General features: G+C 67.5%; 17 protein-coding genes. 7 read left to right on the top strand and 10 right to left on the bottom strand.

The features are described 5' to 3' along the window. Positions 1 to 69 precede the first annotated feature (69 nt). Positions 70 to 852 carry a DUF1295 domain-containing protein gene (locus MSB02_RS09890; protein ID WP_267195079.1) on the bottom strand — a complete coding sequence of 261 codons (783 nt, stop codon included), beginning with the start codon at positions 850 to 852 and terminating at the stop codon, positions 70 to 72. A 60-nt stretch (positions 853 to 912) separates the two neighbouring features. Further along, positions 913 to 2,043 (bottom strand): DUF362 domain-containing protein, encoded by a 1,131-nt coding sequence (locus MSB02_RS09885; protein WP_267195078.1) that lies wholly within the window; start codon positions 2,041 to 2,043, stop codon positions 913 to 915. A 108-nt stretch (positions 2,044 to 2,151) separates the two neighbouring features. On the opposite strand from MSB02_RS09885, the gene MSB02_RS09880 reads away from it, so the two are divergent. The 7 genes from MSB02_RS09880 (at position 2,152) to MSB02_RS09850 (ending at position 8,133) form a co-directional block, all read left to right on the top strand. After that, on the top strand, positions 2,152 to 3,663 hold the full coding sequence (locus tag MSB02_RS09880) for a DUF4118 domain-containing protein (RefSeq protein WP_267195077.1): 1,512 nt from the start codon (positions 2,152 to 2,154) through the stop codon (positions 3,661 to 3,663). Then, the gene (locus MSB02_RS09875; protein WP_267195076.1) at positions 3,660 to 4,361 is read left to right on the top strand and encodes a response regulator; all 702 of its coding nucleotides are present in this window, start codon (positions 3,660 to 3,662) and stop codon (positions 4,359 to 4,361) included. Before MSB02_RS09880 ends, MSB02_RS09875 begins: the two co-directional genes overlap by 4 nt. Before the next feature lie 129 nt (positions 4,362 to 4,490). After that, complete coding sequence (locus tag MSB02_RS09870; protein ID WP_267195075.1) at positions 4,491 to 4,913, top strand: potassium channel family protein; 423 nt, start codon at positions 4,491 to 4,493, stop codon at positions 4,911 to 4,913. Beyond that, positions 4,910 to 5,074: a hypothetical protein gene (locus tag MSB02_RS09865; RefSeq protein WP_267195074.1), complete on the top strand. Its 165-nt coding sequence runs from the start codon at positions 4,910 to 4,912 to the stop codon at positions 5,072 to 5,074. Before MSB02_RS09870 ends, MSB02_RS09865 begins: the two co-directional genes overlap by 4 nt. Then, complete coding sequence (locus MSB02_RS09860; RefSeq protein WP_267195073.1) at positions 5,074 to 6,576, top strand: TrkH family potassium uptake protein; 1,503 nt, start codon at positions 5,074 to 5,076, stop codon at positions 6,574 to 6,576. Before MSB02_RS09865 ends, MSB02_RS09860 begins: the two co-directional genes overlap by 1 nt. After that, complete coding sequence (locus MSB02_RS09855) at positions 6,573 to 7,109, top strand: hypothetical protein (RefSeq protein ID WP_267195072.1); 537 nt, start codon at positions 6,573 to 6,575, stop codon at positions 7,107 to 7,109. Before MSB02_RS09860 ends, MSB02_RS09855 begins: the two co-directional genes overlap by 4 nt. An 88-nt stretch (positions 7,110 to 7,197) precedes the next feature. Then, positions 7,198 to 8,133, top strand: coding sequence for an NAD(P)/FAD-dependent oxidoreductase (locus MSB02_RS09850; RefSeq protein ID WP_267195071.1), 936 nt, complete (start codon positions 7,198 to 7,200; stop codon positions 8,131 to 8,133). Positions 8,134 to 8,199: 66 nt separating this feature from the next. Here MSB02_RS09850 and MSB02_RS09845 read toward each other — a convergent pair whose 3' ends face one another. The 8 genes from MSB02_RS09845 to MSB02_RS09810 form a co-directional block, all read right to left on the bottom strand. Continuing rightward, positions 8,200 to 8,922, bottom strand: coding sequence for an LOG family protein (locus MSB02_RS09845; RefSeq protein WP_267195070.1), 723 nt, complete (start codon positions 8,920 to 8,922; stop codon positions 8,200 to 8,202). Further along, entirely contained in the window at positions 8,919 to 9,863 is a 945-nt protein-coding gene (locus tag MSB02_RS09840; RefSeq protein ID WP_267195069.1) for a pseudouridine-5'-phosphate glycosidase, read from the bottom strand. The genes MSB02_RS09845 and MSB02_RS09840 overlap by 4 nt, the downstream gene beginning before the upstream one ends. Then, entirely contained in the window at positions 9,860 to 10,774 is a 915-nt protein-coding gene (locus MSB02_RS09835; protein ID WP_267195068.1) for a PfkB family carbohydrate kinase, read from the bottom strand. Before MSB02_RS09835 ends, MSB02_RS09840 begins: the two co-directional genes overlap by 4 nt. A 5-nt stretch (positions 10,775 to 10,779) precedes the next feature. Next, complete coding sequence (locus MSB02_RS09830; protein ID WP_267195067.1) at positions 10,780 to 11,250, bottom strand: HAD family hydrolase; 471 nt, start codon at positions 11,248 to 11,250, stop codon at positions 10,780 to 10,782. A 121-nt stretch (positions 11,251 to 11,371) separates the two neighbouring features. Continuing rightward, a complete protein-coding gene (locus MSB02_RS09825; protein WP_267195066.1) occupies positions 11,372 to 12,229 on the bottom strand; it encodes a DMT family transporter in 858 nt (285 codons plus the stop codon). Between the two features lie 39 nt (positions 12,230 to 12,268). Then, positions 12,269 to 14,203 (bottom strand): aldehyde ferredoxin oxidoreductase family protein, encoded by a 1,935-nt coding sequence (locus tag MSB02_RS09820; protein WP_267195065.1) that lies wholly within the window; start codon positions 14,201 to 14,203, stop codon positions 12,269 to 12,271. Next, positions 14,200 to 15,384 (bottom strand): iron-containing alcohol dehydrogenase, encoded by a 1,185-nt coding sequence (locus MSB02_RS09815; RefSeq protein ID WP_267195064.1) that lies wholly within the window; start codon positions 15,382 to 15,384, stop codon positions 14,200 to 14,202. Before MSB02_RS09815 ends, MSB02_RS09820 begins: the two co-directional genes overlap by 4 nt. Further along, entirely contained in the window at positions 15,381 to 15,902 is a 522-nt protein-coding gene (locus tag MSB02_RS09810; RefSeq protein WP_267195063.1) for a hypothetical protein, read from the bottom strand. Before MSB02_RS09810 ends, MSB02_RS09815 begins: the two co-directional genes overlap by 4 nt. Positions 15,903 to 16,024: the final 122 nt, after the last annotated feature.

Genomic DNA, 16,024 nt, shown 5'->3' with positions numbered 1-16,024 from the left:
TCCACGCTCTACGGCGTTCCCGCCGAGACGGAAGAGCGCGACGGCTGGTATCGGCTCTGGCAGACGGCGTCAGCGCTTGGCCGGCGGCAGCGGCACGAACACGCTCGTGCTCTGCGCGTACTCGGCCCATGCCGGGTTCTTCTGCATCTTCTTCTCGAGCATCGGCACGCCCGAGACGTACCTGAGCAGGTACGTGATCGTGGCAGGGCTGATCACCGCGACCCAGCCGAGCGGCACGGCAAGCGCGATCACCCAGAGCCCCCACCACTGGACCGCCTCACCGAAGTAGTTGGGGTGCCTCGTGTAGCGCCACAGACCCGAGGTCATGAGAACGCCCTTGTTCGCCGGATCGGCGATGTGCCGCTTGAGCTGCCAGTCGCCCACCGCCTCGAACACGAAGCCGAGAAGCCAGACAGCCACGCCGAGTGCATCGAGCCAGCCGAGCGGGCCTCCGCCATCGGCGCCCACCACCACGATCGATGCCGAGACGACGAGCATGAGGAAGCCCTGCAGCATGAAGATCTGGAAGAAGGTGCGCAGGTAGAACCACTTGCCCCAGTCGCGCCTCCACGCGGCGTACCGGAAGTCCTCGGTCTTGCCTCGGTTGCGGAAACCGATGTGGAGCGCCAGACGGAGCGCCCACAACCCCACGAGCGCGGCCACCAGCCACAGACGCGGGCTGATCGGCTGCTGCGCGATGAGCGCGGTGATAGTGATCAGCACGAATCCCAGACCCCACATCGTGTCCACGATGTCGTTGCGCCTGAGGATGAGGGCGACCACGAAGCCGGTTGTCATGTAGGCGAACACCGCGAGGGCCGCCCAACCGTACATGCCGAGGATCGCGTCCATGGATGACTCCGTTCTCAGGGGGTCCAGGCGCCGCGCACGACCGGTCTCAAGCGTACCACCTCACCGCCTGATCAACCTGCCGAGCAGGGGCGTCTTCACCTCGATCGCGCGCTCCGGACACATCTCCTGGCAGCAGTAGCATCGGATGCATCGATCATAGTCGTGCACGGGCGGAATGCGGTGGTCACCGGCACCCCAGTCGACGGCCTTGGGGTCGACAGGGCACACGTGCACGCACGTGCCGCACCGGGTGCATCGCTCGGCGATGATGTACGGGCGTGGCGCCAACAGCCGCTTGCCCAGCGACGACCCGAGCCCGCGTGTGGTGGAGGCAGGCTCCCGGTTCACCCGGTAGTCGGGGAGCACCGGCAACTCGTCGCCAAGGATCTCGATGTCGCTCGCGCTGCCGAGCCCCCACTTCTCGCCGTACACGACCGTGTCGACGAGCGCCGGATCGAGCGACATGATCCTGCAGCCGAGCGCATCGATGGCCACAGGGTCATCTGACGCCAGCAGCACCCCTACCTGCCGGGGATCGCCGCCCCGTGGGCCGTTACCCTCCATGGCGACGACCGCGTCCATCACGAAGAGTCGCGGCCGGAGCAGGCGGTTGAGGTCCACGAGCATCTGGCTGAAACGCTCCACATCGGGCATCCGGGTGTGGAACTCGCCCTTGAGCAGGCCGGGGATGCATCCGAACTGGTTCTTGACCGCACCGGTCATGCGTGTGAGCGCGTGCGTCTTGAGCTTAGGCAGCGACACCAGCCCGTCGGCCGCGGCAACGCTCTCGGCGATGGTGAACTGCTTGATGAGCCCGCCGTCAGTGAACGGAATCGTCCGGCCATGCTCGAAGTCGGCCATCTCTATCCCGAGGCGCTCCGCCTCCTGGGCGACACCCGCACGCTTGCCCACGCCGAGCGCGCCGCCGAAGCCAGGTGAGTCGCCCCACGTGAGCTCGGCTCCCGCCTCGGCCAGTGCCGTCGCCACCGCAGAGAAGACTGTCGGGTGCGTGGTGACCGCCTTGTCCGCGGCGCTCGCCACGAGGAGGTTCGGCTTGAGCACGATGCGTTCGCCCGGACCCACGAAGCGATCGGCCCCACCCAGGAGATCGAACGCGCGACGAATGGCGCCGGACACCTCCGAGGGTTCGTACGTCTCACAGCGGACGACGGCTACCCGGGCTGACATCATCGGTCTCCTCGCAGCGGTTGCGGCTGTGGCAAGCATAGCGCACGCGGCACTGCGAGCATGCTCCCGGTGCTATCGTGTTCGCTGTAGGGACAGGGAGGTCACCGCGCAGTGGATATCCCATCACGCATACGCGAGACGATGCGACGCCACGGCTATCCGGCCGCGGCGCTCGCGATAGTGGGCGCCACCGCACTGTTCATCCCGTTCCGTGAGTTGCTTGGCGGGGAGCGCTGGGGCTGGCCATACCTTCTGGTCCTGGGCTTCGTGGCCGGCACCGCAGGGGTAGGTCCCGGCGTGTTGTCGGCCGTGCTGGCGTTCTTCGCGTGGAACTTCTTCTTCATCCCCCCTTATCACACGCTGTTCGTTGCAAGCCGGGGTGACGTCATCCACCTTGCAGCCTTCCTGGTCGTAGGTACCGCCATCGGCCTGCAGACCGGTCGATTGCGCGACCGCGAGCTTGTGGCTCAACGGGAAGAGCGGCACACCGCCGCGCTCAACCGACTGAGCAGGTCGCTCGTCTCCGAGACCAACGCCGCGAGCCTGGCCGAGGCGGCGCGTCGCGAGCTCACCGACATCGCGCATGCCCGCGCCGCGGCATTCTGGATACCTGGCGCGGATGGCGCTCTGAGATCGATCGGGGAGGACGCGCCGCCTGCGTCCGAGGTGACGCGGTTGTGGCGGCACATGACCTCCGGGGCGGACACGACCCCGGGTCCCGTTGTGGTGACGCCACATGGGGAGGGCGAGGAGATCGACGGTCAAAGGATGCTGGTGCCGCTCGTCTCGGCACAGACCGCTGAGGGACTGCTCGAGTTGTCCGCCGAGAGGCCGCTCGACGAAGCGGAGAGCAGGTTCGTGCGATCGCTGGCCAACCTGCTGGCAGCGTTCCTGCACAGCCAGCGCCTCAACAGGGTGGCGATGCACGCGGCTGCGGCGCAGGAGGCAGAGCGGCTGCGCTCGGCCGTCGTCTCGTCGGTGTCACACGAGCTCAAGACCCCGCTCGCGTCCATCACCGCAGCGGTGACCGACCTCCTGGAGCCCGACGTGGAGCGTGACGCCGGGGCGATCAGGGAGAAGTTGCACGACATCACGGAGGATCTGGACCGCCTGGACGAGGCGATAGCCGATCTGCTGGACGTATCGCGGCTCGAGGCACAGGCCTGGCGCCCGCGACCGGACGACTTCGAGGTGGGTGAGCTGGTCGGGTCGGTGGTGAGCAGGTTGCCCCGCGCCGCGCGCGAGCGGATACGCTTCGCCGTGCCGGAGGACCTGCCGATGCTCCATCTCGATTTCGTGCAACTCTCCAGGGCCCTGCATCACGTCATCGTCAACGCGATCGACTACAGCGAGGGACCCGTGACCGTTGGGGCCGCAGCCGATGACCGGATGACGGTCTGGGTCAGCGACACCGGTCCGGGCATCCCCGCCGATGAGAAGCCCTTGGTGTTCGACAAGTTCTACCGTGGCCGCGAGGGGCGCGCGCACCGATCCAGCACCGGCCTTGGGCTGTCGATCACCCGGGAGATCCTCCGAGCGAACGAAGGCGACATCGCAATCGCCGACGAGCGCCCTCGCGGAACGCGCATACTTCTGATGTTGCCGCTTAAGGAGACCCCGTGACAGCGCACGCGCCAACCGACCACCGCATACTCGTCATCGATGACGAGGTGCAGATTCGCCGGGCGTTGCGGACCATCCTGGAGGCCAGGGGCTACGACGTGAGCTGTGCCGAATCGGGAGCGGCCGCGATGAGGGAGCTCACCACGCAGACACCCGACCTGGTCGTGCTCGACCTGTCGCTGCCCGACACGGACGGGATCGAGCTCTGCGAGCAGATGCGCACCTGGCTTGCGGCACCTATCCTCGTGCTCTCGGTCCGCTCGGACGAGACCGACAAGATCGCGGCACTGGAGACGGGCGCCGACGACTACCTGACCAAGCCCTTCTCGGCAGGCGAGCTGGTGGCCCGGGTCGGAGCCTTGCTGCGACGTGCCGCCGGCACCACGTCGGCTCCGCCGGTCCTGGCGCTGAACGACCTCACGATCGACATCGCCTCCCATCGGGTGCTGCGGGACGGTGTCGAGGTGACGCTCACTCCGATCGAGTTCGGCATCCTAGCGGTCCTCGCCCAGAACGCGGACCGTCTCGTGACGTGGTCCCAGATCAGTGATGCCGTCTGGGGGCCCGACTGGCTGGCCGATGTCAGGACGATCAGGGTGCACGTCAGCAATCTGCGCAAGAAGATCGAAGTGCATCCGGCTGTCCCTCGATACATCCTCACCGAACCCGGCGTCGGCCTGCGTTTGACGACCCGCTGAGGCATACCTTTACGCGCACTTTACGCATGGGCCGCCTTGGTTTACGCGCCCTGAACGCCGTGACTCCTAGACTCGAAGATGCAGGTATGTGCCCGCACGCATGCCACAGCGATTCCAGAGGAGGCACACATGGCGATCATCCTGGTGGGAAGCGGCACGGTCATCGAGCGGCTCGTTCCCGCTCTGGAGTCGCGCGGCCACGCCATCGTGATCGTGACATCCGATCACACGGAAGCCGAGTCTTTGGCCTTTGCCTACCCCGGCACCATGGTCATCGCGGGAGACGCCCGTGACCCTGCGATACTCAAGCAGGCTGGCGCATCCCATGCGTCATGCGTCATGGCGGCCACCGGCGACGACGCGTGCAACATCGCCGTGTGTCTCGTGGCCCGAGAGGTGCTCCACAGCGGGAAGGTCGCCGGCCTCGCGCATTACCCGCAGAACGTCCGGATATTCGAGGCACTGGGTATCGCCTGCGTCTCGTACAGCGACATCCTCGCCGAGGGCATCATGGCCGCGATAGGCCCCTGCCCGTCGGCGGTGGCCGTATGATGAACACACGGACCCGCAGGAGCCAACGGCCGACGCTTCGCGCTGCTGGCCGTGCAGTGGCAGTCCTCGCGACCGGGATACTGGCCGAGGCCGCTTTCGTCGTGACGCTGATGTCGTTCTGCGGCGTCGCGATCGTGATCGTGCTCGTGGCAGGCGGCTGATGCTGCGACCGACGCTTGAAGACCACCGGGTCGTCGGGTACTACACAGGGAAGATCGTCACCGGCGTTGGCGCGCTGATGATCATCCCTCTGGTGACGTCCGCCCTCTTCTCGGAGTGGGCGACCGTCATCGATTTCGCCATCGGGCTCACGATGTGTCTAGCGGTGGGCTTCGGCTTGCAGGCCCTCTGCCTCACGCGACATGAACTGAGACGCCGGCACGGCCTCGTTATCGTCTCAACCTCATGGATCCTCGCGACCGTGCTCGGAGCGGTCCCCTTTTACCTGTCCGGTCACTTCGGCAGCTTCCTCGATGCGCTGTTCGACGTCATGAGCGGCCTCACCACGACCGGGCTCTTCCTGCTGCAGGACCTCGATCACGTGCCGAACGGGCTGAACATGTGGCGCTTCGTGCTCACGTTCGCCGGGGGTCAGGGCATCATCGTCATCGCCCTGACGGCACTGTTCAGGGGGGTCGGCGGCGGCATCTACCACCTCTACAGCGGTGAAGGCAAGGAGGACCGGCTGCTGCCGAACGTCGTGCATACGGCGCGCACCATCTGGGTGGTCAGCCTGGGCTGGCTGGTCGCCGGGACCGCGGCTCTCACCGGCGCCACACTCGCCCTGGGGCAGCGACCCGTACGCGCGCTGCTCCACGGACTCTGGGTCTTCATGGGGGCCTTCAGCACCGGAGGGTTCGCGCCACAGTCGTTCAACACCATGTACTACCATTCGCTCGCGTTCGAGGTCCTATGCGTGATCATATTCGTGGCTGGCTCACTCAACTTCGCCGTGCACTGGGCGGTCTGGACCGGACATCGCGCCGAACTTCGACGCAACGTGGAGTTGCGCAGCTTCGCCGTCACGCTCGGCATCTTCTCCCTCGTCGCTGCGGTCGGACTCGCACGGACCGGGATCTACGCCGATGCCTTGCCCTTCGTACGCAAGACGCTCTACCTCGTGCTGTCCGGCCACACGACGACCGGCTTCGGCACCATCTATGCGCGCTCACTCATCACGCAGTGGGGAGCCCTGCCGATGCTCGGCGTAATCGGAGCCATGATCATCGGCGCATCATCATGCTCCACTGCTGGCGGCATCAAAGGCATCCGCGTAGCGATCATCAGCAAGTCGTTCCTCCAAGACGTGCGGCGGGCGCTCGCGCCCGAGTCCTCGGTCATCACATCCAGATACCACCACGTGAAGGACCGCATGCTAGCCGACGATACCGTGCGGGCCGTCCTCATGATCACCATGGCGTTCCTTACGATGCACGCTCTGACCACGCTCGCCGGCGTTGTGGCCGGTTACCCCCTCCTGGAGGCTGCGTTCGACGGCGTATCCGCCGCATCGAACACCGGACTGAGCTGCGGCCTCACAGCGCCTTCTATGCCAGCCGCCCTGAAGGCGGTCTACGTGTTCGCGATGTGGCTCGGCCGCATGGAGTTCGTCGCCGTGTTCGCGCTCTTCGGCTGGATCTGGTCGGTGGTGAGGGGACGATGAGACTCCGGGGCCTTCTACTACTGACCGCGGTCGTGCTCATGGGGTGCGTCGCCACGGCGGGTGCCTCCGCGCTTTCGAGTGTCGAGCTCATCGAGCATCCGGCGGAGTGGGACGGCCGGGTCATCGTGTTCACCGGTGAGGCCGTAGGTGAAGCGATGGTACGCGGCGAGGAGGCCTGGCTGCACCTGAACGATGACGCCTACGTCGATGGCTCGATCGCTGGAGGCGCCGAGCCGCAAGGATACAACTCCGGCATGGCCGTTGTGGCGGACGCAGAGGACGCTGCCGCCATCACCGTCTTCGGCGACTACCGTCATCAGGGCGATGTCGTGGAGGTAAGCGGCGTCTTCAACGCCGCATGCCCTGAGCATGGCGGCGACATGGACATTCACGCCACCGGTCTGCGTATCGTGCGCGAAGGAGCACCGGTGACCCGCCTGGTGGACTACACGCGGGTCGTCGCCCTTGGCATCACTTTGGCCGCGGCGATCCTGGCCGTGCTGTGGTATACCGCGCGCAGCTCCCGCGACTGACCTCCTGCGGACCCGGCAGCCTCCTTCATCGGTGGTAGGATGATGGAGCATGATCCTCTGTCACCGTACCGATGCGGGAGGATGTCAGATGACCGCGAACGACAGCACCAGCGACCGCTACGACGTCGTCATCATCGGAGCCGGACCTGCGGGACTCACGGCAGGCATGTACACGTCACGCCAGGGACTCAAGACCGCCATCGTGGGCGGCGAAGTGGGCGGACAGGCCCTGTGGGCGGGCGAGATCGAGAACTACCTCGGCTGGCGCCTGGTCACCGGCAAGGAGCTGGTGAAGGACTTCCGGGAGCACGTGTCGCAGTTCGACGTCGAGTGCCTCGAGGGCCAACTCGTGAACGCGATCGTCCCCGCCGATGACGGCTACGAGGTCTTCACGCGAGAGGGCTCCACGCTCGCGACCCGCGCCATCATCATCGCCACCGGCAAGGCACCCAACCGGCTGGCCGTACCCGGGGAGCAGGAGTTCGTGGGCAGGGGCGTGTCGTACTGCGCAACGTGCGACGCGGCGTTCTTCAAGGACGCGGACGTGGCGGTAGTGGGTCCCGGCGAGTCGGCGGCCGACGCCGCCCTTGAGCTCGCCAGCCTCGGCGCGCGGGTATCGCTCATCACGCTTCGTGACCTGAAGATCCCGGACACGATGCTCGAACACGTCGAGTCACAGGCCGATATCACGCTGAAGGTCGGCTTCAAGGTGACCGAGATCGTGGGTGACGAGCGGGTCACCGGCGTGAAGCTGAAGAACCCCAAGGAAGGCATCGAGGAGGATCTCGCGGTGTCGGGAGTCTTCATCGAGAGCGGGTCGATCGCCGTGTCGGAGTACACCGCGGGACTAGTGGATATGAACGACAAGGGCGAGATCGTGATCGACAACCGCGGCGCCACCAGCGCGCCGATGATCTACGCCGCCGGTGACGTGACAGACACGCCCGGCAAGCAGATCATCATCGCCGCCGGCGAAGGCGCCCGGGCGGCGATGGCGGTGTCGCGGGACCTCAAGCGGCGATAGCAGGCGCTCACAGCGACCGACGACGGGCCGCTCCGGGACGGGCTCGCCGGCGGAGCGTCTCAATCATCATGAATCGCAGAACGGGCTGCTCTTCACGTGCACCATCGCCTCATCGATCGAATCGGTGATGCGCAGCATGTCGATGTCCGACGCCGATATCGTCCCCTCGGTCACCATGCGACGCTCGAAGAACGAGATCATCGGCTCCCAGAAGTCGGCGCCAAGGGCCACCACGGGGAAGTCGTCGATCTTCTTGGTCTGCATCAAGACCAGCGTCTCGAAGATCTCGTCGAGCGTGCCGAACCCACCCGGGCACACGATGAAGGCGCAGGAGTACTTGACCATGATGACCTTGCGCACGAAGAAGTGCTCGAACTCCATGAACTTGTCGATGTACGGGTTCGGCTTCTGCTCGTGCGGGAGACTGATGTTGGCGCCGATCGAAAGCCCGCCAGCCTCCTTGCAGCCGCGGTTCGCGGCCTCCATGATCCCCGGACCACCTCCGGTCATGACACCGAACCCGGCCTCACCGAGCGTCCGGCCCATCTCGCGCGCCTGCTCGTAGTACGGGTGACCCTCGCGGAAACGTGCCGAACCGAACACCGTCACGCACGGCCGGTCCATCTGCATGAACTCGAATCCACGCAGGAACTCCAGGAAGATGCGCACCGCGCCCTCCACGTTGCCGTACCGTCCGTGCTTGCTCGCAAGGAAGTCCGCCTCCGTGCCCTGCACCATCTCCAGAAGCGACTCGTTGAACGCGCTGTGGCCGTTGGGCGTCTCGGTCACTGGTGCCTCCCCGATAGGTGTGTCGTTCCCATACGCTTGGACAGGGCCGTTGCGATCTTCGCCGCCACCCGGACGTTCGACCACACGAGCGCCTTGTTCGCCGTCTCGCTCGCGCCATCCGTGAGCTGGTGTATCCGCTCGAGCAGGAACGGCGTGATCGCCTTGCCGCACACCCCCGTCTCGCGGGCCTCGGCCAACGCCTGTTCGATGATGCGTTCGATCAGGTCCGCATCGAGCGCACTGTCCTCGGGGATCGGGTTGGCGATGAGCGCCCCGCCCGTCAATCCTGTCTCCCACTTCGCCTGCAGCACCGACGCCACCTCATCCGGCGTCTCGAGGCGCGCGTCCACGCCGTAGCCGCTGTCCCGCGTGTAGAACGCCGGGAAGGCATCGGTGCGATAGCCGAGCACCGGGACTCCCCGCGTCTCCAGGCACTCGAGGGTGAGGCCGATGTCGAGGACCGACTTGGCGCCTGCCGACACGACGCCCACGCTCGTACGTTCGAGCTCTTCCAGGTCGGCCGAGATGTCGAAGGAGCGCTCGGCGCCCCTGTGCACGCCGCCGATGCCTCCGGTAGCGAAGATGCTGATGCCGGCCATCGCCGCGATGGCCATCGTGCCCGCCACCGTGGTGGCCCCGTTCGAACCGCTCGCCAGCAGCATCGGCAGGTCGCGCCGGCTGGCTTTGGGTGTGTCCCGCTCCGAGCCCAGGTGCTCGATCTCGGCGTCGCTGAGACCCACGGCAAGCTGGCCCCTGATCACCGCGATGGTGGCGGGAACCGCGCCCTCCTCACGCGCGATCCGTTCGCACTCCCGAGCTGACTCCACGTTGGCCGGGTACGGGAAACCGTGCGAGATGATGGTCGATTCGAGAGCGACCACGGGGCGTCCCGCGTCCAGCGCGGCCGCTACCTCCTCGGCGATCCTCAGATGTGGTCTCAAAGTCCCAACCCCTCCATCCGTTCATCGACCGTCTGCTGCGTCAGCACAGGGCTGACAGTGGAAGCGCTCTCGAGTGCGATGGCCGAGAGGACCAGCGCGCGACGCGCCGTCTCAAGGATCGGCGCGCCTGTGGCCACACCCCACGCCACACCAGCGGCGAACGCGTCCCCGGCGCCGGTGGCGTCGCGTACCTGCACGGGGATGGCCGGCAAGTGGAAGGCGCCGTCTGCCGAAGCGCACCACACGCCGTCATGACCGCCCGTGACGAACACCCACGATACACCGGCCTCCACGAGACCCAGCGCCGAGCCCTCTGCTCCTGCGGCGCCTGAGAGCGCCTCGGCCTCCCGCAGGTTCGCCTTGATGGCGGTGAGCCGCCCCAGCACCGGGCGCGCAGCCGCCGCCTTCACCGTCGAGACGGGGTCGAGCACCAGCGGCGCCCCACCCGCGAGTTGGGCCGCGCGGACGATGGTAGATGGCTGCAGGTTCGTGTCGAGGACCACCGCGTCGGCCTCCTCGAACGCCGCCGCATCCACCCGGTCGGGCGTGAGAGCGGCAAGCGCGCGCATGTCGTTGACCGCGGCAGCCAGGTCTCCCCCGCTGTCCATCACTGCGAGATAGCGCGACCCCGGGACACCCTCGGCACGCACGCTGTATGTGCAGTCCATGCCCGCATCCTCACACCTGGCGATCAGCCGGTCCGACTCCTCGTCGTCGCCAAAGGCGGTGACGAATCGCACCTCCGCGCCGAGCAGAGCGAGCGTCTCCGCCACATTGCGGCCCACGCCGCCAGCGCTGGTGCGCACGGCGCCCGGGTTCGAGTCGCGGGACACGAAGGACCCGTCGGGGATGCCGACGATGTCGATGTTGGCACCGCCGACCACGGTGATGAGGGGGTGGTTCCGACGCATCCAGCTCACGTCCTCAGCGTTGCGAGCATACGTCGCGGATCCGCCAGGAGCGCCAGTGCGTCGCGTATGTCGGTGACCACGATGTCCGCCGCCTCGAGGGTGGCCCGAGAGGCGCCCTCGGGACCGATGACGCAGACGCCCACCGCCGCCGAGCGGAGCATGAGCGCGTCGTTGGAGCCGTTGCCGATCGCAACGACCGCATCCGCGCCCAGATCCTGCACGAGCTCGAGCTTGTCCCCAGCCTCCCACGACCCGGTGATCACGTGCACGTCGATACCGAGGCGCTCACCCAGAGCGTGAGCGGTTCCGTGCGTATCGGCAGTCACCGCAACCGTCCGCAGCGTCCCCTCCAGGGCCGCGATTCCCTCGGCGACGCCCTCGACGAGCTCGCCACCGGCCGCGATCGTCCCGTTCACATCCAGGACGAGGTGTTGCAGACGGAGTTCACCGTATCCGGGTATGTCGAGCTGGATCACGATGACCTCCTCCTGACGCCGGCGACCTTCTCATCGCCGCTCACCCACTAGCGTACCCGATGGCGGCGCCTCGTAGCCCGGTGACTCCGTCTAGCTGGAGGTGTAGCGGCGTGCCGGAACCTCAGGGCATGGCCGAGAGGACGACCGCGATCATCGCGAGACCCACGCCGAGCTTCTGCCACAGATGCAGCCGCTCCTTGAGGAAGATGCGGGCGAGCGTCACCACGACCACGGGGAAGAGCGCGCCGAGCACAGAAGCGACAGCGAGGGGACCGAGCCTGATCGCGGTGAGCATGGTCACGTTGGCGAGCACGTCGGCGACCCCGGCCCCGAAGGTAGGCGCCAACGCGGTCCTGTCCACCGGGAATCCTCTCCCCACGCGGAACGCCAGGAACACGGCGATGGCGATGGACACCACGCGCGCCGCGAGGATGGGAGTGAGCCCGCTCTCCATCGAAGTGAACGAAAGCGCTATGAATCCGCCGGCGAAGCCGACCCCGGAAAGGATCGCGAGCACGAGCGCCCTTCGAGGGCGGTACTCGTACCCGGGCTCGTGAAGGCGGTCTTCGGGGGCCACGCTCACGACCACGATCGCCACGAGGGCGAGAGAGATGCCGCTGATGGTGACGGGCGAGAGCGAGGTCCCGGTGGCGAGATCGTACACCGCCGGCAGCGACGCGGACAGCGCCGCCGAGACGGGCGCGACGATGCTCATCCGCCCCACCGCAAGCGCACCGTAGAGGCAGAGGACGCCGATCACGCCGGTGAGCCCTGACACCGCCCCCGCGATGATGTCGGTGCTGGTCGGGGTTGCCGCCGGCAGGAGAAGCACCGCGGCCGCCATGAACACGATCGAGATGACGTGCGACGTGCCGGTGACGGCGAACGCGGAGTCGCGCCGAGTGGCGACCCCTCCCAGGAAGTCGCCGACACCGAACAGCAGTGATGTGGAGAGCGCGAGCGCGATGGTTGCGGTCATGACGGACAGCATACTCCAGAGAGGCGCTCGCGGCCTGGATCATCGCATGGGCACACGGAGCCGCTCCAGCAGCCGCGCTGTGGGTTCGCCCGACTCCGTCCACCCGCGCTGTCCGTAGTAGTCGGCCTTCAAGCGTGCCAGCGGCACGACGCTGCCGGGGTCCTCCGCATCCTGCGGTTCCTCGAGCAGCCGCGTCGGCAGGGTGTCGCCGAGTGCTCCGCCGTTCCCGAACCGCAGGCCGAGGACCCGCTCCAGGTTGTAGCCGCGCTCGCCCACGCTCCAGAAGCCGCCAAAGCGATAGCGCTCACCGGTGACGAGCTCGAGCGCGCGGATGTGCGGAACGAGCGGCATCGGGATGCCGAGCAGCCCGCGCGGCAGCACGCGCAGCAGCCGCATCACACCTGCCGAGTACGAGAACACGCGCGCCACGAAGGCGCCAACGCCGCGCTCCGGGTGCTCCACGAGCGCGCCGGGCAGGACACCGAGCGTGGTGAACAGACAGCACCCGGTGGCCGACACGACTTCCATCAGGTCCTGGAAGAACGCCGTGAGCGCCGCCTTGCCGCGGGGCGATCGGCCGTCCATGCGCAGCGCCAACCCCTCGAGCGCCACGGCATAGCCGGCGTTCAGGTGGCATCCGCCGCGGTTGCTCACCGCGTAGCCGAGTCCCTGCCCCACCGCGCCGCGCGGCTCGTAGGCGGCGAGCTCGAGTCCCTTCACGTTCATCGCGAACCCTTTGCCCCCGTAACGGTGCGAGAGCTCGCGCGACCCCTCGGCAAGCTCGTCACCCAGCCCGCGCCGATACGCGATGTCCTCGAAAAGCCCGGCGAGCCCATCTGTCTCACCGAAGCGCAGGCCGTTGTCCCACAGCCCCTTCTCGGCCGCTTCCATCGCGTACGAGAGCGTCACGCCCGTGGACATCGTGTCGAGGCCGAGCTCATCCAGGAGCACGTTCCACTCGATGATGCGGTCCAGGTCGGGGTTCTCGATGTTGGCGCCGAGCAGCACGAGCGTCTCGAGTTCCGGACCCTTCACCTCCCGGCCGTCAACCTCCACCACGCGCGCGCAGCGGATAGGACACGCCAGGCATCCGGCGTTTGAGACCAGGCGCGTGTCTGCGAGCGCACGCCCGTCGATCGCATCGGCATGCTCATAGCGGCCCGCACTGAAGTTGCGGGTGGCGACGATCCCGAGCTCCTGCATCGGCGCGAGGAAGCCCGCGGTACCGAGCTCTGGGAGCGACCCTCCGGCGATGGGGTGGTCCTTGAGCGAGGCCGTCCACGTCTTGAGCAGCGTGCGGTACGCCTCCGGCTTTGCCACGGCAACCTTGCGATCGCCCCACGCGGCGATGCCCTTCACGTTCTTGCTGCCGAGCACCGCACCCATGCCGGCGCGCCCCGCGGCGCGCTCGCCCGAGATCACGCACGCGTACCGGACGAGGTTCTCGCCAGCCGGGCCGATGGCGAGCGTGCCGCACCGGCGGCCGACAGCCTCGGCCATCGCGGCCTGCGCCTCCGAGGTCCGCGCGCCCCAGACGTCGTCGGCCTCATGGAACGTCACACCCTCCTCGTTCACCTCGAGCCACACCGGCTCGACCGAGGCTCCCGCGAGCACGAGAGCGTCATAGCCCGCCCGCTTGAGGTATGTCCCGAACGGCCCCCCGGAGTTGGATGAGGCGATCAGCCCGGTCATCGGAGAGATGGCCGAGATATCGAAGCGTGCGCTCGAGGGCGCTCCGGTACCGGTGAGCGGACCGGTGGCGATCACGACCGCGTTATCGGCGCCAAGGGGATCCGTGCCGGTAGGCAACATGTCGCCGAGGATGCGCGCCGCCATCACCTTGCCACCCACCCACGTGCGCCGGTTGTCGGCGGTCCAGGGATAGTCGTTCACCTCGCGAGTGGCGAGGTCGACCCGCAGCACGCGCCCCATCCAGCCGTATGTCCCGGAAGCCGCCTCGGCGGCGGCGCTCACAGTGCGTCCTTCAGGATGGTGGTGAGCTCCTCATAGGTGGGCTGCTTCGGGTTCATCGACATCGCGCCGTCGTTGAGCGCGGCCGTTGCGATCTCCGAGACGTGCTCGGGCAGCACGCCCGCCTCACCGAGCGTGAGCGGAAGGCCCGCCTGCTCGTGAAGCGTGCGCATCATCGAACGTACGGCTTCGACCGCCGCCGCCGGGCGCTCATCGCGGGGGGTGGACGCGTAGGCTTCGGCGCCGGCGAGATTCATGAGCAGCTCACCGTACCGGTCGCCTGCCGCGTCCAGGTTGTACGTCATGCCGTGTGGAAGCAGGATCGCCATCGCATCCCCGTGCGGCACGTCGGCCACGCCCCCGGTCGCGTGGCCCATCGCGTGCACGATGCCCACCATCGCGTTGCTGAACGCCGCTCCCGCCAGGAGCGCGGCGTTGGCAAGCGCGAGCCGCGCGCCCCGGTCCTTGGGATCGGCCATCACCGTGGGCAGATACTCGCGTATGAGATCGATCGCGGCGCGCGCGTAGCAGTCGGAGAGCGGGTTGGCCTGCACGCAGCTGAACGATTCGACCGCGTGCGTGAGCGCATCCATGGCCGTTGAGGCGGTCAGGCGCGGCGGCAACCCCACCGTCATGCGCGGGTCGAGGATCGCCACATCCGGCAGCAGCGAGAGCGAAGTGAACCCCATCTTCACGTGGCGCTCCGTGTCCTTGATGACCGCCGCTGACGTGACCTCGGAGCCGGTCCCGGCCGTCGTGGGGATCGCGATGAACGCCACGGCGCGGCGCCCCATCAGACTCTCGGCGCCCCGGTACTCCATGAGGTCCTCGGCGCCATGCGTGAGCACGATGGTCGCGCCCTTGGCGGTGTCCAGAACCGATCCGCCCCCCACGGCCACGATCGCGTCCGCGCCCGTCTCCCGGTACACACGCGCGACGTCGTTGACCACGACCACAGAGCTGTCCACTGGGACGTCGTCGTAGACCGCGACCACCTCGGCCTCGGTGTCCTTGAGCGCATCGAGCACCACGGTGGCCACCTTGAGGTCGCGCAGCTGCTTGTTGGTGAGCACGAGCGGCCTGCTCGCGCCGAGAGAGGCGAGCTCGTACCCGATGTGCTCGATCGCCTTCGTGCCCGAGACGATCTTGGCCGAGTTGCAGAACTCGTAGTAGTCGGGGATCACGACGTGGCTCCTTCCAGTGCGGCGGTCCGATGCACGAGCGCGCCATACGCCCGCAGGTGACCGGCGCGACGCTCCGCCGGATGCGGGAGGATGCGCCTGGTCACGATGTCGGGGAAGAGATAGCCCTCCACGATGTGCAGGCAGCGTACGAGCGACATGGCCACGGCAAGGTCGCCGCGGACCGTCGCGCGATGCTCCGCGAAGGCGGCGAGAACGCCCTGCATGCCGAGAAGCAGCGGGATCGCGTCATCCACGCTCTTGAACGTGACCAACAGATCGGCGCGTGCGTCTCCGCCGCCGAGGTGCTCAAGCGTGCCCCCGGAGACCCGCCAGGAGGTCTGCGGGCCGAACGGTGCGATGCGCAGCGTCACCACCGTACCGTCAGGCCAGGTACGGACCTCGCGCCGTACCCGGTCGTCGAGCCTGGCCGACGCCACGAGCCCCCGGCCGAGCACCGTGTACACCACAGCCGCCAGGGCCTTGCGCATCCTCTTCGTGCGCCAGCCTCGATCAGACATGACCACCTCCGGTTGCCGGGTATCCCATCCATCGTACCCCCACCGGGTGACCTGCGGGCCGATCCGCGATCGCCCCTTGACCCTCACGTTACGTGAGGGTCTACTCTCCTCGGCGGAGGTGA

The sequence above is a fragment of the Anaerosoma tenue genome (assembly GCF_023161965.1).
Taxonomy (GTDB): Bacteria; Actinomycetota; Coriobacteriia; order Anaerosomatales; family Anaerosomataceae; genus Anaerosoma; species Anaerosoma tenue.
Note: the sequence above shows the minus strand (reverse complement) of the source record. Positions and strands in the feature narration are given on the sequence as shown.